Source organism: Hephaestia mangrovi, assembly GCF_019880555.1.
GTDB lineage: Bacteria > Pseudomonadota > Alphaproteobacteria > Sphingomonadales > Sphingomonadaceae > Sphingomonas > Sphingomonas mangrovi.
The window spans coordinates 144,799-168,160 of record NZ_JAINVU010000005.1; the positions used below are offsets into that span (position 1 = coordinate 144,799).

Genomic DNA, 23,362 nt, shown 5'->3' on the forward strand with positions numbered 1-23,362 from the left:
CCTCGTAAGTCAAAACTGTCGGCGTTCGCCCTCAGCATATCGAGAGGCGTCATTCCGCAGCCATTTGCGTCATTGAATTCGCCCTTCGACTCGTCCGGGGCGAACAATGGTGGTTTCAGCCGGTCTGCTCGCCGGGCCCGACGATGCCGACATTGACACCCTCGGGATCGCTGATGACGATGATGCGGTCGCCGCCGGGCACCTCCATCGGCCCCATGTGCACGGTGCCGCCGCCGGCTTTCACCTTGCCCGCCGCCGCCTCGATGTCGGGGCTGCGGAAATAGAAGCGCCAGTTCTGCGGCGGGCTGTCCTTCGGGCGCTGCATGATCGCGCCGATCCGCTCTCCGGCAACGTCGATGAACACGTAATCGCCCATCTCGCCCATCGGCATCTTTTCGGGATATTGCCAGCCGAACACCGCACCGTAGAAGTCGAGCGCGCCCTGCTGGTCATCGGTGGTAAGCTCGTTCCAGTTGCATTTGCCCAGCCCCGTTCGCTCGAACGCCGTGCTGTTCTCCTCGCTGGCGCCGCGCATCACGTAGAAGGGAATGCCCTGCGGATCGTGGAGCAGCGCCATCCGGCCGATTCCTTCGATCGTCCAGGGCGGCATGATGACGCCCGCACCCGCCGCCTTGGCTTTCTCCACCGTCGCATCGACGTCATCGACGCCGATGTAGAACAGCCACGCCGGTTTCGCGCCGCCGGCCTTCATCTCGTCGGTCAGCCGCATCACGCCGCCGGCATTGTCGCCGCCGGTGGTTGTAATCATGCGATAGTCCAGTTCGCCCGACGGCTGAGCCTCGATCGTCCAGCCGACCGCCGCATCATAGAAGCGCTTGGCCGCGTCGGGATCGGCGGTGATCAGTTCGTACCAGATCGGGGTTCCATGCGGATTGGGCATCGTTTCTCTCCTGCAAGCGCTGGATCAGTCGTGGAAGCTGTCGATGATTGGCGCGAAGCCGCCGAAGATCGCGGTCGGTCCGTCCCAGGGCGGCGTCAGTTCGCGCAACCGAGGGTCTTCGAACAGCTTCGCCATCGCGCTGTCGGCGGTCGCCTTGTCGGGCCATTCGATCCAGCCGAAGATCACCGTCGTGCCGGGGCCAGCCTCCACCGCGCGACGGAAATCGGTGGTCTTGCCCTCTGGCACGTCAACACCCCAGCCGCTGGTCACGCGCAGCGCGCCATATTCCCTGAACAGGGGCGCGGTCGCCTCGCCATGGCGACGATAGGCGTCGCGCTGGTCGTCGGGCACCGCGGCGACCATCCCGGTGATGAAGCCGAAGCGGCCGCCCTCGCCGGTATCCTCGTCGATCTCGTAGCCGCCATAGATCAGCCGCTTCATGTCGAACGGCATCGGATCTTCGGGCTGCATGCGCTCGTCGGACATCATCTTTTCCGATGCCGCATCGCAGGTAGCGCGGTCGGGCCAGACGACCCAGGAAAAGACCACCGTCTCGTCGCCCTCTGCGGCGACTGCGCGCTTCATGTCGGTGCGCTTGCCTTCCGGCACGTCGGCACCCCAGCATTCGACGATGCCGAGTGCGCCGTAATCGGTGAGGATCGACGCCATTTTCGCGGACATGTCGCGATAGGCCTGCTGCTTCACGGTCTTGGCGGGGGTGAGGAAACCCTGGATGTAGGTCATCGTCTCTCTCCTGGGGATCAGACAGGGGCGTCGGCATTGTCATAGACGGCGAGGTGATCGGCCATCGCTTTGCGATGTGCCGGCCGCGCTTCGCCGCGGGCGACATAATCGGCCAGATTGGGATAGCCCGCCAAGATGTCCGTATTGCGTAACCCGCCAAGGACCGAGACCATCATCAGGTCGCCGACGGTGAAATTGTCGCCGTCGAGCCAGGCCTTGTCGCCGAGGGCCGCGCCGAGATCGGCGAGTCGCCCTTGCAGGTCCGCCATCACCTTGTCGCGCCGCATCGCGGACCACGGCTGATCGGCCTCGAACAGATTGACCACGGCGAGCTGCATCACCCACGGCTCGATCGAGTTGAGCGCCGCGATCAGCCATTGGATCGCCCGTGCGCGCGCGGCGGGATCGTTGGGCAGCAGCCCGGTGCCGCGCTCGGCGATATGCAGGGCGATCGCGCCCGATTCGAAAATCTCGACCTCGTCATCGGCATAAGCCGGCACCTGGCCGAATGGCTGGAAGCAGCGATAATCGGGGCCCTTGGCGTCGCGGATCAGCTTGACGTCATACGGCTGGCCGACTTCCTCGCACGCCCAGCGCGCCCGGATGTCGCGGACGAAGCCGCGAGCGAAGTCGGGCACCCAGGCGAAGGTGGTGATGGTGGGCTGCATCGTCTCTCTCCTCAAAGGTCAGGCGAATGGCGCGGTGCCGGCCAATGCGGCCTCGGCCAGAATCGCCAGCGTCGTCATGGCGAAGGCGGCGACCCCGATCAGAATGGCGCGAAAGCGGCGCATCGGCCTCGCTCTCGCGGCTCAGCCGGCGGCCGGCTGGTGGAGCTCGCCCGCCGCATCGGCTGCGCTGGCGGCGGCCATGTCCATCCACATCGCCTCGAATGTATGGCCGTCGGGATCCTCGAACGATCTGCCGTACATGAAGCCCATCTCCTGCGGATCGCGGGTTTCATGGCCACCGGCAGCCAGCGCCGCCTCGGTGATCGCATCGACCTCGGCGCGGCTGTCACGCGACAGACAGAGCAGCGTCGCGCTGGTCCGTTTGGTGTCGGCGATCTCCTTCGAGGTGAAGGTCGAATAGAATGGGTGAGCAAGCAGCATGACGCTGATCGTGTCCGACCAGACCATCATCGACGCCTGTTCGTTGCTGAACTGCGCGTTCTTCTCGAAGCCCATCGCCTCGTAAAAGGCGGTCGAGCGGGCGACGTCGGTCACGGGCAGGTTGACGAAGATCATCTTGGCCATCGGGGGATCACTCCTTTGCGACTCGGTGCTTGCGAGTCGTGCCGCATTCGGTTATTAAAAGCAACTGTGAAGTTATAAAAAGTAACTATGAAAGGCAAGGTCACGACGAAACGATGGTATGACGATGCCTGCGGCACCGCGCTGGCGCTGGAACTGGTCGGCGAGCGTTGGGCGCTGCTGGTGGTACGCGAGCTGATGTTCGGGCCGCGCCGGTTCGGCGAGATCAGGGCGCAACTGGCCGGCGTCAGTGCGAACGTGCTGACGCAGCGGCTGGAAGGGCTGATCGCGTCGGGGATCGTGCGCAAGCGCATGCTCCCCTCACCCGCCTCGGTGCAGGTCTATGAGCTTACCGAATGGGGGTTCGAGAGCCGGCCGATCTTCGACGCGATGGTGGTATGGGCGCTACGCAGCCGCCGTCACGACCCGCGGCTGCCGCTGTCACCGGCGTCGCTGATGATGTCGATGCGCGCGCTGTTCGTCGCCAGCGCGGCAGCGGGCTTCGCCTGCACCGCTGGCTTTCGCTTCGACGGCGACGGCTTCGTGATGCGCGTGGCGGGCGGCGAGGTAACCGTCGAACGCGCAGCACCGGACAGCGCTGATTTCGTGCTGACCAGTGCGCCCAATGACCTGATACGCGTCATCTACGGCCGCCGACCCATTGCCGAAGCCGAGGCGGATCATACATTGGCCATCGAGGGGAACAGGGCGCTGGCAGCGCGCTTCGTCACCTTGTTCTCATTGCCCGCCAAGATCGACTTGGCTTGACGTAATTCATTTCCGTTCGCACTGACATCGACACGCCCGGCCCGAACGGTATCGAGAGTGACATGAGCGATATTCCCAACACCCAGCCCGACAGCCGTGAGACCACCGTGCTCGACGCGCCCGACAAGATGATCAAGGTGCGCGACGTGTTCGGCGTCGATTCGGACATGGAATGCCCGGCCTTCAGTGAGGCCGATGAGCGTGTGCCCGATCTCGATCCGGCCTATGTGTTCGATCCCGACACCACGCTCGCGATCCTGGCGGGCTTTGCGCACAATCGCCGCGTGATGGTGCAGGGCTATCACGGCACCGGCAAGTCGACGCATATCGAGCAGGTCGCCGCACGCCTCAACTGGCCGTGCATCCGCATCAACCTCGATGCGCATATCAGCCGCATCGATCTCGTCGGCCGCGATGCGATCGTGCTGCGCGATGGCCAGCAGGTCACCGAATTCCGCGAAGGCCTGCTGCCATGGGCGCTGCAGACGCCGACCGCCTTGGTGTTCGACGAATATGACGCGGGGCGGCCCGACGTGATGTTCGTGATCCAGCGCGTGCTGGAGACCGAAGGCAAGCTGACGCTGCTCGACCAGAACCGCGTGATTCGGCCCAATCCCTGGTTCCGGCTATTCGCCACCGCCAACACGGTCGGCCTGGGCGATACCAGCGGGCTCTATCACGGCACGCAGCAGATCAACCAGGGCCAGATGGATCGCTGGAACATCGTCGTCACGTTGAACTATCTGCCGGCAGCGACCGAGGCGCAGATCGTGCTCGCCAAATCGGGCGAATATGACAAGCCCGAGGGCAAGAAGACCGTCGAGGACATGGTTCGCGTCGCCGATCTCACCCGTAAGGGCTTCGTCAACGGCGACATCTCGACCGTGATGAGCCCGCGCACGGTGATCACCTGGGCGCAGAACGCGCTGATCTTCGGCGACATCGGCTTCGCCTTCCGCTTGTCGTTCCTCAACAAGTGCGACGAGGCGGAGCGGCCGCTGGTCGCCGAATATTATCAGCGCGTGTTCGGCAAGGATTTGCCCGAAAGCGTGGTCGGCAAGGCGTAAGTGGCCGCGGAAACGCCCCTCGATCGCTTCAAGGCGGTGCTTGGCGGCGCGGCACGAGCGCTGTCGGAGGAGGCCGAGCTCGAGCTTGCCTTCACCGCCGATGCGCCGTCGCAGACCGGCAAGCACGTCAAGGTGCCGATGCCCGCGCGCCAGCTTCCCGCCGATCAGGTCGCCGAAGCGCGCGGGTTCGCCGATCAGTTCGCCCTCAGGATGCGCCTCCACGACGCCACGGTCCATCAGCGCGGCGCCCCGGGCGAGCCGATCGCGCGCGCGGTTTACGATGCGGTCGAGAATGCCCGCGTCGAGGCGCTCGGCTCGCGCGGATACCAAGGCATCTCGGATAACCTCGATACCGCGCTTGGCCTGCGGCTGCGCTCGGACCCGATCACCCGCGCGCGCAACAAGGACGAGGTGCCGCTGTCGACCGCGCTCGGCCTGATGGTTCGCGAGCGGCTTACCGGCCGCGCCCCGCCCGCTACCGCCGCGCCGGGCATGGCGCTGGTGCAGGACTGGCTCGAGGACAAGATCGGCGCCGATCTCGACGCGCTCGGCCTCGCGATCGACGATCAGGCCGCTTTCGCCGATCTTTCGAAGAAACTGCTGCGCGATCTCGAACTCACCGAGGGCGAGGTGCTGCCCGAAGAGGATGATGAGGGTGGCAGCGAGGATGAGGGCCAGGAGGAACAGGAGTCCGACGAAGGCAACGAAGGCGATGATCCCGGCCAGCAGGGAGAAGGCGACGTCGAGGCGCGCGGCGAGCAGCAGCAGGACGACGAATCGGAAGGCGAGGGCGAACTCGACGAGAACAGCGTGGACGACGCCGAGGGCGAGCCCGGCGACGATGGCGACGAGGGCATGCTCCCGGTCCGCCCCAACCGCCCGTTCTCCGATTTGGCCCCGAGCTTCGACTACAAGGCCTGGACCACGCAGTTCGACGAAGTCGTCAGCGCATCCGACCTGTGCGATGCCGACGAGCTCGTCCGCCTCCGCGCCTATCTCGACCAACAACTCGTCCACCTGCAATCGGCGGTGTCGAAGCTCGCCAACCGGCTGCAACGCCGCTTGATGGCGCAGCAATCGCGCTCGTGGGATTTCGATCAGGAGGAAGGCCTGCTCGATGCCGCGCGCCTTGCCCGCGTGGTCGTCAACCCGACTCATTCGCTGAGCTACAAGATCGAGCGCGACACCGAATTCCGCGATACCGTGGTCACGCTGCTCATCGACAATTCGGGGTCGATGCGCGGCCGCCCGATCGGCATCGCGGCGATCTCGGCGGATATCCTCGCGCGAACGCTCGAGCGTTGCGGGGTCAAGACCGAGATCCTCGGCTTCACCACCCGCGCGTGGAAGGGCGGCCAGTCGCGCGAGGCGTGGCTCGCCGCTGGCCGCCCGCCGCATCCAGGCCGCCTCAACGACATCCGTCACATCGTCTACAAAGAAGCCGACGCACCGTGGCGCCGTGCGCGCACCAGCCTCGGCTTGATGATGCGCGAAGGCCTGCTCAAGGAAAATATCGATGGCGAGGCGCTGTTGTGGGCGCACAACCGGCTGATCGTGCGGCCGGAAGATCGCAAGATCCTGATGGTCATTTCCGACGGGGCCCCGGTCGACGATTCCACCCTCAGCGTCAATTCGGGCAGCTATCTCGAAAAGCACCTGCGCCAGGTGATCGCCTGGATCGAGAGCCGCTCACCGGTCGAGCTGATCGCGATCGGCATCGGTCATGACGTGACCCGCTATTATCAGCGTGCCGTGACGATCATGGACGCCGAGCAATTGGGCGGCACGATCATCGAGCAACTCGCCGCGCTCTTCGACCGCGAATAGCCGCGGCGCCGCGATTGCCTCTGGCGATTCCGATGGCTTGGCCCCCATATAGCCGGTGGTGTCTGCTTCGCCCTCATTGCCCCAGGCGCTGACCGACTGGTTCGCGGCGCGCGGTTGGACGCCGCGGCGGCATCAGCTTGCCATGCTCGACGAGGCGCGCGCGGCGCGGCATGCGCTGCTCGTCGCGGCAACCGGCGCGGGCAAGACGCTGGCGGGCTTCCTGCCGACGCTCGCCGGCCTCGTCGAGGCGCCGACCGACGGGCTGCACACGCTGTACGTCTCGCCGCTGAAGGCGCTGGCGGTCGATGTGCAGCGCAACCTCATCACCCCGATCGACGAGATGGGGCTCGACATTCGCGTCGAGACACGCACCGGCGATACCCCCAGTGACCGCAAGGCGCGCCAGCGCGCCAGGCCACCGCAGATTCTGCTCACCACACCCGAATCGCTGTCGCTGCTGCTCAGCTATCCCGACAGCTTCACGATGTTCGCGGGTCTCAAGACGATCGTCGTTGACGAGGTCCACGCCTTCGCCACCGGCAAGCGCGGCGATCTGCTGTCGCTGTGCATGGCCCGGTTGCAGCGGATCGCCCCCGCCATGCGCCGCGTCGCGCTGTCGGCGACGGTGGCGGACCCCGACGCCTATCGCGCCTGGCTCGCGCCCGATGGAGATATTGATTCCGTGGCGCTGGTCGAGGGCGATCCCGGCGCGGAGCCCCATGTCGCGATCCTGCTGCCCGAGGGGCGCGTGCCGTGGTCGGGCCATTCGGGGCGCTATGCCGCCGAACAGGTGATGGCCGAGATCGAGACGCACAAGACGACGATCGTGTTCTGCAACACGCGCAGCCTCGCCGAGCTGATCTTCCAGGATCTGTGGAAGGTCAACGCGATGGGCCTGCCGATCGGCGTCCATCACGGTAGCCTGGCGCGCGAGGCGCGGCGCAAGGTGGAGGGCGCGATGGCGGCGGGACGGCTGCGCGCGCTGGTGGCGACGGCGAGCCTCGATCTCGGCGTCGACTGGGGCGATGTCGATTGCGTGATCCAGATGGGCGCGCCCAAGGGCGCCTCGCGCCTGACGCAGCGGATCGGCCGTGCCAACCACCGGCTCGACGAGCCGTCGGAGGCGATCCTCGTCCCCGGCAACCGCTTCGAATATCTCGAGGCGCGCGCGGCATTGGACGCAGTCGAGGCGGGCGAGCTCGACAATGAGCCGTTCCGCGCCGGCGGGCTCGACGTGCTGGCTCAGCACGTCATGGCATGCGCGTGCGCGGCGCCGTTCCGCGAGGAGGAACTGCGCGACGAGGTGCGCTCGGCGCTGCCTTATTCGGCGCTGACCGACGCGGCGTTCGCGCGCGTGCTCGGCTTCATTCAGGACGGCGGCTATGCGCTCAAGGCTTATGATCGCTTCAAGCGTCTGACGCAGGACCCCGATGGCACCTGGCGTGTCAGCCATCCCAATTTCGTCAAGCAGCACCGCCTCAACGCCGGTATCATCGTCGAGGCGACGATGCTCAACGTGCGCTTCAAGAACGGGCGACACCTGGGCAAGGTCGAGGAGGGGTTCGCGGCGACGCTCAGCCACGGCGACACCTTCTTCTTCGCGGGGCTCAGCCTCGAGGTCGAGCGGATCGACACCGAGGATCTGATCGTCCGCGCCACCAGCCGCCCGGCGCGCATTCCGACTTATGGCGGCGCGCGGATGCCGATCTCGACCAACCTCGCCGGGCGCGTCCGCCGCTTTCTCGCGTCGTCGGAGGATTGGCATCGCTTCCCGAACGACGTGCGCGAATGGCTGGAGATGCAGGCGCGGCGATCGGCGCTGCCCCGCGCCGACCAGCTGCTCGTCGAGACCTTCCCGCGCGAGGGCCGGCACTATATGGTCTCCTATAGTTTCGAAGGCTGGAACGCGCACCAGTCATTGGGCATGCTGCTCACCCGGCGGATGGAGACGCAGGGGCTGAAGCCGCTCGGCTTCGTCGCCAGCGACTATTGCATCGCGACCTATTCGCTCGATCCGGTGCGCGATCCGGCTAGCCTGTTTTCGCCCGATATCCTCGAACACGAATTCGTCGATTGGGTGCAGCAATCGCACTTGCTAAAGCGCGCGTTCCGCGAGGTGGCGGTGATCGGCGGGCTGGTCGAGCGCCAGCATCCCGGCAAGCGCAAGACCGGCCGGCAAGTCACTTTCTCGACCGACCTGATCTACGACGTGCTGCGCCGCTACGAGCCCGATCACCTGCTGCTCCGCGCCGCCTGGGCGGACGCCCGCGCGAAGATGACTGATGTCGGGCGCTTGGCGGACCTGCTCGACCGCGCGGCCGAGACGATGGTGCATGTCGATCTCGATCGGGTGACGCCGCTGGCGGTGCCGGTGCTGACAATGATCGGCCGCGAGCGGGTAGCGACTGGATTGGCCGACGATGCGCTGCTGGCCGAAGCGGAAGCGTTGGCGGCGGAGGCGATGCGGCCCGATTGAACGGCTCGTCCCGCCTCGCAAACGTCTTGCCTTAGGTCCGGACCGGGCGTATCGTTCCAATATGCGCGGTATTCTTCTTCCTGCGCTTACAGCGCTTTTACCGGCCGGGATGCCGTTGCAGAACGTGCCTCCCATACCGCTGATTGCTGCTGAACAACCGCCGCTGCCCGAAGATCAGCTCAGCTTCACCAACCAGGCGTCGCGGATGACGGTGCCCGTATCGATCGGCGAGCGGGGCCCGTATGAGTTCGTCGTCGATACCGGCGCCCAGCGTACCGTCGTCTCGCGCGACCTTGCCGGGCTGCTCGGGCTGAAATCGGGGCGCACGGTACGCGTCACCGCGATGACCAACCAGGCGCTGGTCGGCACCGCGATCGTGCCGGCGCTAAAGCTGAGCAAGACCGCTGCCGCGACGATCGAGGCGCCCGCGCTCAACCAGGCCGATATGGGTGCGCCGGGCATGCTCGGCATCGATGCCCTGCAGGGCCAATCGGTGTCGATCGATTTCGACAGGAACGAAATGACGGTGCGGCCGTCGCGCAAGCGGATCAGCGCGCCCGCCAGTCCGAACGAGATCGTCGTCACCGCTCGCAGCCGGTTCGGCCAGCTGATCGTCACCAACGCGAGCTACCACGGCAAGCATATCTCCGTCGTCGTCGATACCGGCACGCCGATCACCATCGCCAATCGTGCCTTCGTCGCGATGCTCGACCATCAACCCAAATCGCTGGGCAAGGTCGACCTGATCTCGGCGCTCGGTCAGCTGATGAATGCAGATTACATCGCGGTCGATCGCATCTCGATCGGCGGCATCACCTTCCATGACGTGCCGATGGCGGTGAACGATGCCGAGCCGTTCCGCCGGTTCGATCTCGCCGATCAGCCGGCGCTGCTGCTCGGCATGGATTCGCTGCGCCTGTTCCGCAACATCCAGATCGATTTCGCCAATCGCGAAATCCGCTTCAGCATGCCGCGGCCCGCGCAGATGGCGGCGAATTAGGGCGTGATCCATCTGCGCGGCAAGGCGCGCCGTTAGTCCCTCAAACCGTCACCTGCTCGCCAAGCTCCAGCACCTTGCCCGGCGGAATCTGCAGGAAGTCGGTCGGGTCGGAGGCGTTGCGCTGCAGGAACATGAAGATGCGATCCTGCCATAAAGGCATGCCCTCGTCCTTAGACGGCTTCAGCGTGTTGCGGCCGATGAAATACGAGGTCTTGTTGAGCTCGAACTCCATGCCCCGCCCCTTTGCCTCGAGGCCCAGGTCGCGCGGCACGTCCGGCGATTCCATGAAGCCGTAGCTCAGCTTGACGCGGATGAACGAGTCGTTGATCCGCTCGACCTTGGTGCGCTCGGTGGCTGGCACCACCGGGCGGTCGTCGGTCTTGACGCTTACCACCAAGTTCTTTTCGTGCAGCACCTTGTTGTGCTTGAGATTGTGGAGCAGGGCGCCCGGCGCGCTTTCCGGATTGGCGGTGAGGAACACCGCCGTCCCCGCCACCCGCTCCGGCGGCCGCCGTTCCAGCGCGGCGGCAAGGTCGGCGAGCGGCACGCTGTGGCGCTGTTCGAACACGCGGACGATGCCGCGGCCGCGCACCCAGATGCTGATGATGAGGCCGATGCCGGCGCCGACCAGCAGCGTGATCCACCCGCCCTCGACGACGCGCAGCAGGTTAGCGGCGAAGAATACGATATCGAGCACGAAGAACGGCCCGACCAGCAGCATCGCGCGCACCCGGCTCCACCGCCAGCGATGCCGCACGACGATATAGGCGAGCGCGGTCGTCACCAGCATCGTGCCGGTCACGGCGATGCCATAAGCGGCGGCCATGTCGGTCGAATCCCGGAACCGCACGATCAACAGCAGCACGCCTGCGAGCAGCAGCCAGTTGATCGCCGGCAGATAGAGGGTCGGCGCATCGGCGGCGAGGCTGCGGCGGATACGCAGCCGCGGCAACAGGCCGAGCTGGATCGCCTGCTGGGTCAGCGAGAAGGCGCCGTTGATGACGGCCTGGCTGGCGATGATCGTCGTCACGATGGCGAGCGCGATCAGCGGAATGCGCAACGGCACCGGCGCCATCAGGAAGAACCAGTCGGCATTGACGAACCGGCCGTCGACGATCGCCGATCCCTGCAGCGCATCGATCGCCGCCGCGGCTTGCCCGAAATAGTTGAGGGCGAGCGCCGGCAGCGCGACCGCGAACCAGCTGCGCCGGATCGCATCGCGGCCGAATCCGCCCATATAGGCAGTCATCGCCTCGGCGCCGGCCACGGTCAGGCTCATTGCGCCGAACACGAAGAAGCCGGTCAGCCCGTGATCGTAGACGAACCGTACCGCGCGCAGCGGCGACAGCGCGGCGAGCACGCTTGGCTCCTCGATCAGCCGCCACAGCCCCAGTGCGCCGATCACCACGAACCACAACAGCACGATCGGGCCGAAGAACCGCGACAATCGCTGCGTGCCACGCGCCTGCACCGCGAACAATGCGACGAGGATGAAGATGGTGAGGAAGAAGATCGCGTGCTCGGAAACCGCGGTGCGCGCGCCGGGCAGCGTGCGCAGCCCCTCCGATGCCGCCAGCACCGACAAGGCCGGCGTGATCAACGAATCGCCATAGAACAGCGCCGCGCCGGCGGCGCCGAGCACCAGCGCCATCCGCGCCCGCGTGCCCCGCCCGCGCCGCGCGATCGCCGCCAGCGCGAGCACGCCGCCTTCGCCCTGGTTGTTGGCGCGCAACAGCAGCAGCACGTATTTGATCGACACGACGATGATCAGCGACCAGATCGCCAACGACAGCACACCGAGAATCTCGGCCGGTCCGATGCCGGTGTCGCCGGCCTGATCGAGCGCGTCGCGATAGGCATAGATCGGGCTGGTGCCGATATCGGCGAACACCACGCCCAGCGCAGCGAGGCTGATCGTGAGTTGCGATCGCTTGCCGGCGGCGGCGATTTCGGGAGTGGTTTCGGACATTGCGGCCGCGCCTTACGCCGTTCGGAACGCGATGCCAACGCGCGAGGCATTGATCGCGTGCCGTTCGGGGGCCATAGCGAGGCGATGGTTCGCTTTTCGTTCGCCGGTCATGCCTTCGCCGCACTGCCCCAGGGCGCGCTGTTCTGGCCCGCCCGGCGTGCGCTCATCGTTGCCGACCTCCATTTCGAGAAGGCGAGCTGGTTCGCGGCGGGCGGGCAGATGCTGCCGCCGTACGATTCGATGGCGACGCTCGCCGATCTCTCGGCGCTGGTCGTCGCCACCGATCCCCGCGAAATCTGGTGCCTGGGCGACAGTTTCCACGATTCGGCGGGTTGTGAGCGATTGCCCACGGCGGCGCGCGCGACCCTGGCTGCGCTCACCGCGCGCCACCGCTGGGTGTGGATCACCGGCAATCACGATCGCGACCTGGTCGATCGCTGCGGCGGCGAGGTGATGGCAGAGGCGGAGGTCGACGGCGTAATCCTGCGCCACGAGGCCGATCCCGCCGATCCGCGCGCCGAGCTGTCGGGTCATTTCCACCCCAAATTGCGGCTGACGGTGCGCGGCCGCCGCGTCGCCCGGCGCTGCTTCGTCGCCACCGAACGCAAGCTGATCCTGCCCGCATTCGGCGCGCTCACCGGCGGGCTCGATGCCGATCATCCCGAGATCGTCCGCGCGGTCGGCGCGCCGGCGCAGGCGCTGATCGCGCTCGACGACCGGCTGCTGCGCTTCCCGCTCGCCGCATAATCTACTTTTCGATCTGGAACAGCCGCAGCGGGTCGTTCGGCGGCAGCGGCAGCGGCTTGAGCCACGGGAAGGTCTGGCCATGCGCGACCTGATCGTAGAAGCCGCCCGGCGCGCGCGCGCGGTAGACGGTCGATTCGGACATGTTCGGGCAGATCAGCAGCAAGGTCGCGCCGTGCTTCGCGGCGATCCGGCGGAACGTCTCGGGCGAGCCCTGGAAGGCGTGCTGGACGTCGAGGATCGCGTCGCCGTTGCGATGATAGGGCCCGGCGACCGCATCGTGATGCGTCACCGTGATCAGCCGCGGGCCGAGATCGACGAAAGTGAACACCGTCTGCGCCGGATAGCGGTTGAGCGCCTGCAGCGCGGGCAGCGTCGGGCAGAAGCGATTGGCCTTGTTGACCAGGGCGATCCGCGCATTGGGCTTGCCCAGCGGCACATAAGGCAGCAGCATCCCGACGAAACCGCCGGTCGCGAAGGCGACCGCGCCGACCGTGCCGAGCACGCGGACGTAGGCGCGATCGCTGCCCATCACCATCGGCACGAGGATCCAGATCAGCGCGACCGAGCCGGGCACCGCCAGCGTCTGTGCGTCGGAGCCGATTCGCACCTGCCAGAACATCATCGCGCTCGAGGCCAGCTGCAGCGCGAGCAGCGACAGCCAGGCGACGAGGCGCGGCTCGTTGCGGTTGCGCCACAGCGCCAGCAGCGTGCCGATCACCCCGATCAGCGGCATCACCCCGACGGCGATCTGCGTCTTGATCGGCTGCGCGTAGATCGGCTTGGCCTCGCGCACATTGTCGAGCCAGTTCTTCGCCAGCTCGGGCGAGACCTGTTCGGGGCGGCCCAGGCATTGCGGGAACAACAGAACGAAGCCCGCGCCGATCACCGCGGCAGCGATGGCGGCAAGCAGCAGGCGCAGTTGCCAGCGCCTCGGGCTGGCCAGCGCGAGCAGGAACAGCAGCAGCCCCGCCGTCACCATCACCGTCAGATAGACCGGGGTCAGCGCGTCGCAGCGCATCACGCGGTTGGCGTCCGACGCGAAGATCGCATAGCCCAGCGCGCTGCCGCCGGACAGCGTCAGCGAATAAGTGGTCATCCGCGCCGCGGCGTCGCGATCGGCGATCCAGCGCAGCGTGACGATCGCGCCGGCGATTGCCTCATAGGGCAGCAGCTCGAGCCCGATAGACAGCGACAGCGCGGTGGCAAGTCCGATCGTCACCCCGCCACGGCGACGCGCCGGATCGGTCAGCCCGGCGGCGAGCAGCGAGAGCATCGCGAGCTGCCAGCCGCCGAGATCGATTCGCTCGGGCGCATACATCAGCATCACCGTCGGGCAGCCGATCAGTATCACGGCGATCGCCAGCGGCCAGGCAAGCGGCGAGACCAGCCGCCGCACCGCCAGCCCCAGCGCGCTCATCGTGATCGCGAGCGGGATCAGCGGCGCGATGCCGCAGGCCAGCCGTTCGGCCCAGAATTCGGTGGTGAACAGCCGGAAGAACAGGATCAGCGCGGCGATCGGCAGGTCGACCAGCCGCGTCCAGTGGATATCGAATCCGCCCGGCGGGTTGAGCCGATATTGCCTGAGGTCGTACCAGCCCTGCCCGTGGAGCAGCGCGCGGACCTGCATCAGGCGCATATTGTCGTCGGTATCGCCCAGCGCGAGCCAGTAGATATGGCCCCAATCCTGCCAGACCGACCAGATCGCGACCATCACCCAGGCAAGCAGCGTCAGCCGCAGCCAGTTGACCTCGAGTTCTCGGCGGATGCTCCAGGCCCCGCTTTGGCTATCGATCAAAACGCTTCCCTCACTCGATTCCGGCCATTACTGCACCTCCACGAAAGAGCAAGGGCAGCGCGTGGCGACGATTGCGGGACAGATCGAGCGATGGCGGACGAGCGGAATGCTCGGCCAATTGGTGCGCTTCGGCTTCACCGGGCTGGCGCTGACCGGGCTCTATGCGATCATCTACTGGCCGCTCGCCACTTATGTGATGAACCCCAATCTCGCGGTCGTCATCGCCTTTGTCGTGGCGACCACCGCCGGCCGCTATGCCCATGGCGCGATCAGCTTTCGCGGCCACGGCACGCGCAGCCGGCGGACGATCCGGCGGTTTTTCACGGTCCAGGGGCTGGGCTTCATCATGCAGCAGGGCTTCACCTGGGTGCTGGTGACGGGGCCGTTCTTCCACGGCCCGACTTGGTGGCCGCTGGTGCCGGCGGTCAGCGTGGTGCCGCTCGTCACCTTCTGGCTTAACCGATACTGGGCGTTCGCCTGATGGAGCGCGTCGTCTACGATCGCATGGCGGCACACGACAGCACGCATTGGTGGTATCGCGCGCGCCGCGAGATCCTGGCCGATTACGTCGCCCGCTACGCCGGGCTGCCTGCCGATGCCCGCATCCTGGAGATCGGCTGCGGCACCGGGCATAATCTGCCGATGCTGGCACGGTTCGGCGCGGTCGATGCGATCGAGATCGATGCCGCGGCGCGCGAGATCGCCAGCGCGCGGCTCGGCAAGCCGATCGCCACCGCGCCGCTGCCGCAACTCGCGGGCATCGATCGTGCCAGCTACGATCTGATCGCGGTGCTCGACGTGGTCGAGCATATCGAGGACGATGTTGCCGCGCTCGAGGCGATGGCGGAATGCCTGAAACCCGGCGGCAAGATCCTGATCACCGTGCCCGCCCACCAGTGGATGTGGAGCGCGCACGACGTGGTGAACCACCACCACCGGCGGTATTCGAAGGCGACGCTCGACGCGGCGATCCGGGGGGCGGGCCTCACGCACAACGGCTTGCGCTGGTTCAATTCGCTGCTGTTCCCCGCGGCGGTCGCGGCGCGCCTGGCCGGCAAGCTGACCGGCAAGGACGATAGCGACGATTCGCCGCCCGCCCGCCCGCTCAATGCCGCGTTCGAGCGGATCTTTGGGCTCGAGCGCCACCTCGTCGGCCGCCTGCCGCTGCCACCGGGCCTCTCGATCATCACGCTGGCATCGCGGGGGTGAGCGGGTTCGGGCGGACACTACCGCCCCGTCCAAAACCCGCACCCCCTCGCGACTCGGCTCAAACCGCCTTCAACGCCGCGTCGAAATCGGCGATCAGATCATCGGCATCTTCGACCCCGATCGAGATGCGCACGAGATTGTCGGTGATGCCGAGCGCCTTCTTGCGGCTGTCGGCGACCGAGATGTGGGTCATCGCCGCGGGATGGCTGGCGAGCGTCTCGGTGCCGCCGAGGCTGACGGCGAGCTTGGCGATCTTGAGCTGGTCGAGGAACGCGAAGCTCTCCTTTTCGCCGCCCTTTATGTAGAGCGAGAAGGTCGATCCGGCGCCGGTGCAATGGCGCTTGTAGATATCGGCCTGGGCATCGTCCTTCAAAAAGCCGAGATAGCCGACCTTCTCGATCTTGGGATGCTGGCGGAGGAATTCGCAGACCTTGGCGGCGTTTTCGCCGGCGCGGGTCATGCGCAGTTCGAGCGTTTCGAGGCTGCGGAGCAGCATCCACGCGGTGTTGGGATCGGTGATCGTGCCGATCGTGTTCCGCATCGCCCGGATCACGTCCATATGCTTCTTGGTGCCGAGCACGCCCCCGGCGACGAGATCCGAATGGCCGCCGGCATATTTGGTCAGGCTGTAAACGACGATATCGGCGCCGTGCTTGAGCGGTTTCTGCCACAAGGGCCCGAGGAAGGTGTTGTCGATCGCGATCGGCGGCTTGTCTTCGCCATTGCCCCAGATCGCGTCGCGGCTGGCCTGCACCGCCTCGATATCGACCAGCGCATTGGTCGGGTTGGCGGGGCTTTCCAGATAGATCAGCGCGACGCGGCCCGAATTGGCCTTGGCGAGCACCGCATCGATTTCCTCGCGACTGGCGCCGGCGGGAAAATCGAGGAAGTGGACGCCGAACTTGCCGAGCACGCGGGCGATCAGCGTTTCGGTGGCGGCGTAGAGCGGGCCCGAATGGACGATGGTGTCGCCGGGCTTGACCATCGCCAGGAACAAGGTGGCGATCGCCGACATGCCGCTGGAGAAAGTCAGCGCATCCTCGGCATCCTCCCAGACGCCCAAACGATCTTCGAGAATTTCCTGATTGGGGCCGTTGAAACGCGAATAGACCAGCCCCTCGGCGCCGCCCGGGCGCTTGCCGGTGATGCCTTCGAAATGGCGCTTGCCGGCAGCGGCGTTGGGGAAAACGAAGGTTGAGGTGGCGAAGATCGGGGGTTTGAGCGAGCCTTCGGACAGCATCGGATCATAACCATGGCCCATCATCAGCGTCGCGGGCTTCAATTTGCGCCCGCCGATCTTGTCGACCTCCGGCTTGGGATTGCGGCGCGGGGTGGTACCGGTGATCGCGGCTTCGGTTTCGTCGGTGATATCGGTCATACTCTCTCCAATGCGGAACCCGCGCGTTCGGTTGCGCGCGTGTGATGCCGCGCGTCTATCGGATCGCGAGCAGGAGCGCGAGGGCGGGGTTGGGCGAGAATCGGGGTCAACCGGGTGGTTGAATCGCAAGTGACTGGAATTGCCGGAATTACGATCGCGAAGTGGAGAAAGTGGAGCGTGTCGCGAGGTGTTTGTGCGGGGCGTGCCTTGAGGGATGTCGAGGAGATGAGACTGCACGGGACGAGGGGCGATTGGTGCCGCATCGGGCTGGGGTGACAGAGATTTTCCAACATTGAAAGAGGATGATCCGCCCCTTCACCGTCATGCTGAACCTGGTTCAGCATGACGACATTTATAATGCGAACTTGGGATTCAGATGACTAGGCCAAGCCGATGATCGAGATCTGGCGGCCGTAGCCGGGCTCGCCGCGGTGGGTGGCGCGGCGGTAGCTGTAGAAGCGCGATTCGTCGGGATAGGTATCGAGGCCGAGGGCTTCGACGCGCGCCACGCCCGCCGCGGCGAGGCGGTGGGCGACATAGGCTTCGAGATCGAACTGGAAATGACCGGCGCGCCCCGGCGCGAAGAACCGTTCGTTGGCGGGGTCGTCGGCCTCGAAGCGGCGGGCGAACGCGGCATCGACCTCATAAGACGCGCGCGCGATGCACGGGCCGATCGCGGCATGGATACGGTCGCGCCGGGCGCCAAGTGATTCCATCGCCGCGATCGCCGAATCGGTGACGCCGCCGATCGCGCCCTTCCAGCCGGCATGCGCGGCGGCGACGACGCCGGCTTCGCGGTCGGCGAACAGCACCGGCGCGCAATCGGCGGTGAGGATGCCGAGCGCGATGCCGGGCCGATCGCTGACCAGCGCATCGCCGCGCGGGCGCAACGGGCCATCGAGCGCCTCGCGCACGATCAGCGCCTCGGCGGAGTGGATCTGATAGAGCGTCGCCAGCGCGGCACCGGGCACCACCGCGGCCAGCGCCCGCGCGCGATTGGCGGCGACCGCATCGGGATCGTCGTCGGAGCCGATACCGACGTTGAGCCCTGCATAATCGCCGGTCGAGACGCCGCCCCGCCGGCCGAGAAAACCGTGCGCCACGCCCTGCAGCGCGGCGGCGCGGATCACCTCGACGCTCACAGCGCGAGCCGCATGATGCGATCGTCGTCGATCGTCTCGCCGACGCGATATTCGTATCGCCCGATCTCTTCGAAACCATAGCGATCGTAGAAGCGGCGGGCGCGGCGATTGTCGATATAGACGCTGAGCAGCAGCTCGCTGTGCCCGGCGGCGCGGGCGGTAGCGATCGCCCAATCGAGCAGCGCCGGGCCGACGCCCTCTCCGTGCCAGCCGCCCAGCACATAGAGCTGGTGGAGCTCGGTGGCGCCCGCCGGCCAATCGCCGGGGAAAGCGACCGGACCGAGTTTGGCGAAGCCGATGATGCGATCGTCCTCGGTCGCGAGGCGGATGGTATAGGCGGGATCGTCGAGCTGCGACGGCAGGCCGGCGCCGAATGTGGTATCGAGAAAATGCGCGAGATCGGAGGCGGGGTAGAGCGACCCGAATGTCTCGGTGAACGAGCGTGCGGCCATTTGCGCGAGCGCGGCGCCGTCGCCGGGCGTGGCGGCGCGATAGGCGATCATGCGAAACCGGCCGGGACCGGCCAGCCCGGCGCCGCGATCGCGACCGCCTTGAACAGCCGGCCCATCTGATCGGGCGCGACGAGCCGCTGGCGCGCGGCGGCAAGCTCGTCGCCGCGATCCGGCGCGCGGCGCGCGAGCGAGGCGGCGCGCGCATCGATGCCGAGCGCGAGGAGCAGATCGCCCTGATCGACCGGGCCCCAGGTTGTTGCGCCCTCCGCCTCGGCGGCAGCCTTCAGCGTGGCGAAATCGACATGCGCGGTAAGATCCTGCTCGCCGGGCGCATCGAACGGATTGGCCGCGGCGTGGCCGCGCACCGCCTGCAAGGTGTCGCCGATGGCGGGGCCTTCGTAACCATAATCGACGATGATCGCGACGCCGCCCTGGGCGACGAGGCGGCGGGCGAGCGCGCGTATCAGCGTGACGGCGGCGGGCGCGGTCTCGATGATCGCGCCGGCGGGCGCATCGGCAAGCGACGGCGGGATGATCTCGTCAGGCACGCGCTTGCCGGCGATCGGCAGGAACAAGGTATCCTGGCAAGCGACGAGCCGCTCGTGCCAGCCGTCGCCGCCCTTGACGAGCTGCGCGATCGGCAGCGCATCGAAGAATTCGTTGGCGACGACGAGCAGCGCAACATCGTCCGGCAGCGTCGCCAGATCGTCGTGCCAGGTCGCGCCGGGCAAGCGAGCGGCCTGCGCGGCGCGCAGCACCGGGCTGGTCTCGACGAAATGCGCCGGCGGCATCGCCTGCGCCTTGGCCATCGCCCGCAAGGCGTCCGCCGCCAGCGTGCCGCGACCGGGGCCGAGCTCGACATAGGCCGCGTCAGGCCGGCCGGCACGATCCCAGCTATCGGCCAGCGCGAGGCCGATCAGCTCACCGAACATCTGGCTGATCTCGGGCGCGGTAACGAAATCGCCCGTGGCGCCGAGCGGATCGCGCGTCGCATAATAATGCGCGTTGGCGGCAGCCATGAATTGCGAAAGCGGGATCGGCCCGCCCAGCGTGATCGCCCGCGCGAGGCGATCGGGCAGCGCGCCCTGGGTTGCGGCATCCGGGGAGAGCGTATCGGACGAGATGGCGCGGCCCTCCTCAGGCACAATCGAAATCAGTCTTCACAAGTCCGGCGTGACGGAAGGCCTATCGGTTCGCCGCGCTCATGCCACGCTTTCGCCGCCGGCGATCGGCTCGACGCGGTGGCGGCGGCGCTTGGCGGTGACGATCAGATAGATGCCGCCGAGGATCATCGGCAGGCACAGCACCTGGCCCATGTGGATGACATTGGCGAAGAAGGTGCCGTCGAACTGCGGATCGGGTTCGCGGAAATATTCGACGAAGAAGCGGAAGCAGCCATAGCCGAGCAGGAAGATGCCGGTGAGCTTGCCCGGATCGTAGCGCGACCTGGTCTTCCAGAACGCGAACCACAGGATCAGGAACAGGCAGATGCCTTCGAGCGCCGCCTCGTAGAGCTCGCTGGGGTGGCGCGGCGGCTCGATCATGCCGGGCGGCATGGTATGCGGGAAGATGATCGCCCAGGGCACGGTGGCCGGCTTGCCCCACAATTCGCCGTTGATGAAATTGGCGATGCGCCCGAAGAACAGGCCGAACGGCACGCAGCAGGCGACATAATCGTGGATCCGGAGCCAGTTGAGCCCCTTGTTGCGGGCCAGCAGGATCATCGCCAGCGAGGTGCCGATGACGCCGCCGTGGAACGACATGCCGCCGTCCCACAGCTTGAACACCTGCAGCGGGTGCAGGAACATTTCCGGCGCGTAGAACACGACATAGCCGATGCGGCCGCCGAGGATGACGCCCAACGTGACGTAGAAAACGAGATCGTCGGCATGCGCGCGGCTCATCGGTGCGCCGGGCTGGGCGAGCAGCTTCAACAGATACCACCAGCCGACGACGATGCCGGCGATATAGGCCAGCGAATACCATTTCAGGCTGAAAAACCCGATTTTGAAGATCACCGGATTGAGGCCGAGATCGGTCCAGTGGAGATAGTGGCGGGTTTCCGCGGCGGCCGCGGCGAGTTCGGTCAGGATCAAGGCTTTTCCCCGGTCATCGCCGCCTCCATAAGGGGACAAACAGCGAAGACCAAGGAGAGAGTGATGCCGACCGAGCTCGATCGCCGGATGGACGCCGGAATCGCCCGCCTGACCGCTCCGGACGGGCCGCTTGCGGTGACGATGGTCGAGCGCGACGGGCGGATGCTGCCGATGATCGCGACCGCGCCGCCGGCGCTATCGCATTATTTCGCGCATTTCTGCGCCGAACATGCCGAAGCGACCTTTCTGGTGGCGGGCGACGAGCGGCTGACCTTCGCCGCGGTCTACGATCAGGCGAAAGCGGTGGCGGCGGCGCTGATCGCCGGATTCGGCGTCGCCAAGGGTGATCGCATCGGCATCGCGATGCGCAATTCGCCGTCGTGGATCGCGCTCTACATGGGGGTGACGATGGCCGGCGGGGTGGCGACGCTGCTCAACGGCTGGTGGACGCCGGAGGAGCTCGCCGATGCGATCGGCGACGTCGAATGCGGGCTGGTGTTCGCCGACGGGCCGCGCGCCGAGCGGCTGGCCCAGGCCGCGGGCGTGGCGTGCCGGGTGGTGGCGATCGACGACCGACCGGCGCTGGCCGAGGCGCTGGCGCCGGTGACTTCGCAACGGGGATCGGGCGCCGCCGCGCTGCCGTTGCTTGGCGGCGAGGACGATGCGACGATCCTGTTCACCAGCGGCTCGACCGGGCAGTGCAAGGGCGCGCTCAGCGATCATCGCGGGGTGTTGCAGGGGGTGTTCAACTATCTCGCGCAGGCGCTGGTGATGCTGGGCATCGCGACCGAGAACGGCACGCCGCCCGAGGGGCAGCCGGCGACGCTGCTCAACGTGCCGCTGTTCCACGTCACCGCCGAGATTCCGGTGATGCTGCAGAGCTTCGCGATGGGGCGCAAGCTGGTGCTGATGCCGAAATGGGACGCCGAGGAAGCGATGCGGCTGATCGAGGCCGAGCAGGTGAGCTATTTCGTCGGCGTGCCGCTGATGAGCTACGAGATCCTGACGCATCCCAACCGGCACAAATACGACCTTTCCAGGGTGACCGATTTCGCCGCGGGCGGCGCGCCGCGCCCGGTCGAGCATGTGCGGCGGATCAAGGAGGAAATGGGCGGCGGGGCGCCGCTGATCGGTTACGGGCTGACCGAGACCAACGCGGTCGGCTGCGGCAACTGGCGCGAGAATTACCTCGCCAAGCCCGAATCGACCGGGCGCGCATCACGGCCGCTGGTCGAGCTGGCGATCGTCGATGGCGCGGGGAAAGCGATGGCACAGGGCGCGCGCGGCGAGGTGGCGATCCGATCGATCTGCAACTTCAAGCGTTATTGGAATCGGCCAGACGCGACCGAGGCGGCGTTCACCGCCGACGGCTTCTTCCTGACCGGCGACATCGGGTATCTCGACGAGGACGGCTATCTGTTCATCGTCGACCGCAAGAAAGACATCATCATCCGCGGCGGCGAGAATATCTCGTGCCAGGAAGTCGAGGCGGCAATCTATCGGCATCCGGCGGTGGCGGAATGCTGCGTGTTCGGGCTGCCCGATCCGCGCTATGGCGAAGTGCCCGGCGCGGTGGTGCATTATCGCGCAGGCGAGACGCTGGCGACCGAGCAATTGTGCGCGTTCCTGGGCGAACATATCGCCGCGTTCAAGCTGCCGGCGCGGGTGTGGGTATCGGCCGAGCCGTTGCCGCGGCTCGGCACCGAGAAGATCGACAAGGTGAGCCTGCGCGCGCGCTATCGCGAGATGGCGGTCAGCGACGGCGGCTGCGGATAATCACGACGACGATCGCGACGGCCATCGCGATCAGCAGCCAGTAAGCGATCATCCGGCGGACGATCATCGCCCAGTCGCGCGCGTCGAACATCGCCGGTGCATAGCATTGCCGCGCCGCCATGCCATCGTCGCGGCGGCGGATCAGCCCGCGCGCGCGACGAGCGCGGCGCGGTAGCCGTCGGGCGCGGCGACCGGGAGCGCTGCCCAGCCGTCGCCGCCCGACCGGATCGCGGGCACGCCGCCGATCGCGACGGTGAAGGCGTCGAGCGGATAGGAAAGGCCGAGGCCCAGCGCCTTGACGAAGGCTTCCTTGAGCGACCAGCAGGCGAAAAAGGCGAGGCGCGCCGCGGCGGGATCGAGCGCGGCGAGAGAGGCGGTTTCTGCGCCTGCGAAGAAGGTGCGGGCGAGCGGCAGCCAATCGAGTGCCGGGTCGATCGCCTCGACGTCGCAGCCGAGCGCGGCATCGCCGATCGCGAGCATCATCGTGTCGCCCGAATGCGAGAGGCTGAAATGCGGCCCGCCGGCCAGTTCGGGCTTGCCATGCGCATTGGCGGTGAAGCGCAAGCGCGCCGGGCAGCCGCCCGTCACCGCGGCGAGGCGTTCACGGGCGAGGCCGCGGCGGGCGACGAAGCGGCGGCGGTCGCGATCGAACCGGAAGCGCGCGGCGCGGGCCCGCTCATCGGGCGCGAGCAGGCCGGCGAGGCGCGCCTGTTCCGCCGGCGCGACATCGAGGCGAGCGAAATGGACGGCGGGCGCCGCCATCGG

22 protein-coding genes are annotated in these 23,362 nt (G+C 66.9%); 9 read left to right on the top strand and 13 right to left on the bottom strand.

Annotated elements, in window-relative coordinates; all coding sequences use genetic code 11:
* Positions 1-115: 115 nt before the first annotated feature.
* The 4 genes from K7G81_RS12665 to K7G81_RS12680 all read right to left on the bottom strand — a co-directional run bounded on the left by K7G81_RS12665 (position 116) and on the right by K7G81_RS12680 (position 2,898).
* Positions 116-901 carry a VOC family protein gene (locus K7G81_RS12665; RefSeq protein WP_223031173.1) on the bottom strand — a complete coding sequence of 262 codons (786 nt, stop codon included), beginning with the start codon at positions 899-901 and terminating at the stop codon, positions 116-118.
* 24 nt (positions 902-925) lie between these two features.
* A complete protein-coding gene (locus K7G81_RS18120) occupies positions 926-1,645 on the bottom strand; it encodes a DUF1428 domain-containing protein (RefSeq protein WP_439649547.1) in 720 nt (239 codons plus the stop codon).
* 17 nt (positions 1,646-1,662) lie between these two features.
* A complete protein-coding gene (locus K7G81_RS12675) occupies positions 1,663-2,313 on the bottom strand; it encodes a glutathione S-transferase family protein (protein ID WP_223031174.1) in 651 nt (216 codons plus the stop codon).
* Between the two features lie 141 nt (positions 2,314-2,454).
* Positions 2,455-2,898, bottom strand: coding sequence for a VOC family protein (locus K7G81_RS12680; protein WP_223031175.1), 444 nt, complete (start codon positions 2,896-2,898; stop codon positions 2,455-2,457).
* Between the two features lie 87 nt (positions 2,899-2,985).
* Here K7G81_RS12680 and K7G81_RS12685 point away from each other — a divergent pair, with 87 nt between their 5' ends.
* The 5 genes from K7G81_RS12685 (at position 2,986) to K7G81_RS12705 (ending at position 10,033) form a co-directional block, all read left to right on the top strand.
* On the top strand, positions 2,986-3,663 hold the full coding sequence (locus K7G81_RS12685; RefSeq protein WP_255586999.1) for a winged helix-turn-helix transcriptional regulator: 678 nt from the start codon (positions 2,986-2,988) through the stop codon (positions 3,661-3,663).
* Between the two features lie 62 nt (positions 3,664-3,725).
* Positions 3,726-4,730: a cobaltochelatase subunit CobS gene (gene cobS / locus K7G81_RS12690; protein WP_223031176.1), complete on the top strand. Its 1,005-nt coding sequence runs from the start codon at positions 3,726-3,728 to the stop codon at positions 4,728-4,730.
* On the top strand, positions 4,731-6,557 hold the full coding sequence (gene cobT / locus K7G81_RS12695; RefSeq protein ID WP_223031177.1) for a cobaltochelatase subunit CobT: 1,827 nt from the start codon (positions 4,731-4,733) through the stop codon (positions 6,555-6,557).
* A gap of 58 nt (positions 6,558-6,615) precedes the next feature.
* Positions 6,616-9,033: a ligase-associated DNA damage response DEXH box helicase gene (locus K7G81_RS12700; protein ID WP_439649548.1), complete on the top strand. Its 2,418-nt coding sequence runs from the start codon at positions 6,616-6,618 to the stop codon at positions 9,031-9,033.
* Positions 9,034-9,157: 124 nt separating this feature from the next.
* Complete coding sequence (locus tag K7G81_RS12705) at positions 9,158-10,033, top strand: retropepsin-like aspartic protease (RefSeq protein WP_223031178.1); 876 nt, start codon at positions 9,158-9,160, stop codon at positions 10,031-10,033.
* Positions 10,034-10,073: 40 nt separating this feature from the next.
* Here the strand turns inward: K7G81_RS12705 and K7G81_RS12710 are convergent, their stop codons facing one another.
* Positions 10,074-12,002 carry a potassium transporter Kup gene (locus K7G81_RS12710; protein WP_223031179.1) on the bottom strand — a complete coding sequence of 643 codons (1,929 nt, stop codon included), beginning with the start codon at positions 12,000-12,002 and terminating at the stop codon, positions 10,074-10,076.
* A gap of 84 nt (positions 12,003-12,086) precedes the next feature.
* On the opposite strand from K7G81_RS12710, the gene pdeM reads away from it, so the two are divergent.
* Positions 12,087-12,749: a ligase-associated DNA damage response endonuclease PdeM gene (gene pdeM / locus K7G81_RS12715; RefSeq protein ID WP_223031180.1), complete on the top strand. Its 663-nt coding sequence runs from the start codon at positions 12,087-12,089 to the stop codon at positions 12,747-12,749.
* A 1-nt stretch (position 12,750) separates the two neighbouring features.
* Here pdeM and K7G81_RS12720 read toward each other — a convergent pair whose 3' ends face one another.
* Positions 12,751-14,544, bottom strand: a complete 1,794-nt coding sequence (locus tag K7G81_RS12720; protein WP_255587000.1) for an AcrB/AcrD/AcrF family protein — start codon at positions 14,542-14,544, stop codon at positions 12,751-12,753.
* A gap of 61 nt (positions 14,545-14,605) precedes the next feature.
* Here K7G81_RS12720 and K7G81_RS12725 point away from each other — a divergent pair, with 61 nt between their 5' ends.
* Positions 14,606-15,025 carry a GtrA family protein gene (locus K7G81_RS12725; protein ID WP_369412107.1) on the top strand — a complete coding sequence of 140 codons (420 nt, stop codon included), beginning with the start codon at positions 14,606-14,608 and terminating at the stop codon, positions 15,023-15,025.
* Positions 15,025-15,753: a class I SAM-dependent methyltransferase gene (locus tag K7G81_RS12730; protein ID WP_223031181.1), complete on the top strand. Its 729-nt coding sequence runs from the start codon at positions 15,025-15,027 to the stop codon at positions 15,751-15,753. The genes K7G81_RS12725 and K7G81_RS12730 overlap by 1 nt, the downstream gene beginning before the upstream one ends.
* Positions 15,754-15,811: 58 nt before the next feature.
* Here K7G81_RS12730 and K7G81_RS12735 read toward each other — a convergent pair whose 3' ends face one another.
* From K7G81_RS12735 to lgt, 5 genes are all read right to left on the bottom strand, one after another.
* Positions 15,812-17,131, bottom strand: coding sequence for a cystathionine gamma-synthase family protein (locus K7G81_RS12735; protein ID WP_223031182.1), 1,320 nt, complete (start codon positions 17,129-17,131; stop codon positions 15,812-15,814).
* Positions 17,132-17,511: 380 nt separating this feature from the next.
* Positions 17,512-18,273, bottom strand: a complete 762-nt coding sequence (gene pgeF, locus K7G81_RS12740; protein WP_223031183.1) for a peptidoglycan editing factor PgeF — start codon at positions 18,271-18,273, stop codon at positions 17,512-17,514.
* Complete coding sequence (locus tag K7G81_RS12745; RefSeq protein ID WP_223031184.1) at positions 18,270-18,776, bottom strand: GNAT family N-acetyltransferase; 507 nt, start codon at positions 18,774-18,776, stop codon at positions 18,270-18,272. Before K7G81_RS12745 ends, pgeF begins: the two co-directional genes overlap by 4 nt.
* Positions 18,773-19,849 carry a class I SAM-dependent methyltransferase gene (locus K7G81_RS12750; protein WP_439649552.1) on the bottom strand — a complete coding sequence of 359 codons (1,077 nt, stop codon included), beginning with the start codon at positions 19,847-19,849 and terminating at the stop codon, positions 18,773-18,775. Before K7G81_RS12750 ends, K7G81_RS12745 begins: the two co-directional genes overlap by 4 nt.
* 78 nt (positions 19,850-19,927) lie before the next feature.
* Positions 19,928-20,821, bottom strand: a complete 894-nt coding sequence (gene lgt, locus K7G81_RS12755) for a prolipoprotein diacylglyceryl transferase (protein WP_223031185.1) — start codon at positions 20,819-20,821, stop codon at positions 19,928-19,930.
* A 63-nt stretch (positions 20,822-20,884) separates the two neighbouring features.
* Here lgt and K7G81_RS12760 point away from each other — a divergent pair, with 63 nt between their 5' ends.
* Positions 20,885-22,597 carry a class I adenylate-forming enzyme family protein gene (locus K7G81_RS12760; RefSeq protein WP_223031186.1) on the top strand — a complete coding sequence of 571 codons (1,713 nt, stop codon included), beginning with the start codon at positions 20,885-20,887 and terminating at the stop codon, positions 22,595-22,597.
* Here K7G81_RS12760 and K7G81_RS12765 read toward each other — a convergent pair.
* Positions 22,575-22,718 (bottom strand): hypothetical protein, encoded by a 144-nt coding sequence (locus K7G81_RS12765; protein WP_223031187.1) that lies wholly within the window; start codon positions 22,716-22,718, stop codon positions 22,575-22,577. The genes K7G81_RS12760 and K7G81_RS12765 overlap by 23 nt on opposite strands.
* Before the next feature lie 20 nt (positions 22,719-22,738).
* Positions 22,739-23,359 (bottom strand): 4'-phosphopantetheinyl transferase family protein, encoded by a 621-nt coding sequence (locus K7G81_RS12770; RefSeq protein ID WP_223031188.1) that lies wholly within the window; start codon positions 23,357-23,359, stop codon positions 22,739-22,741.
* Between the last annotated feature and the right edge of the window lie 3 nt (positions 23,360-23,362).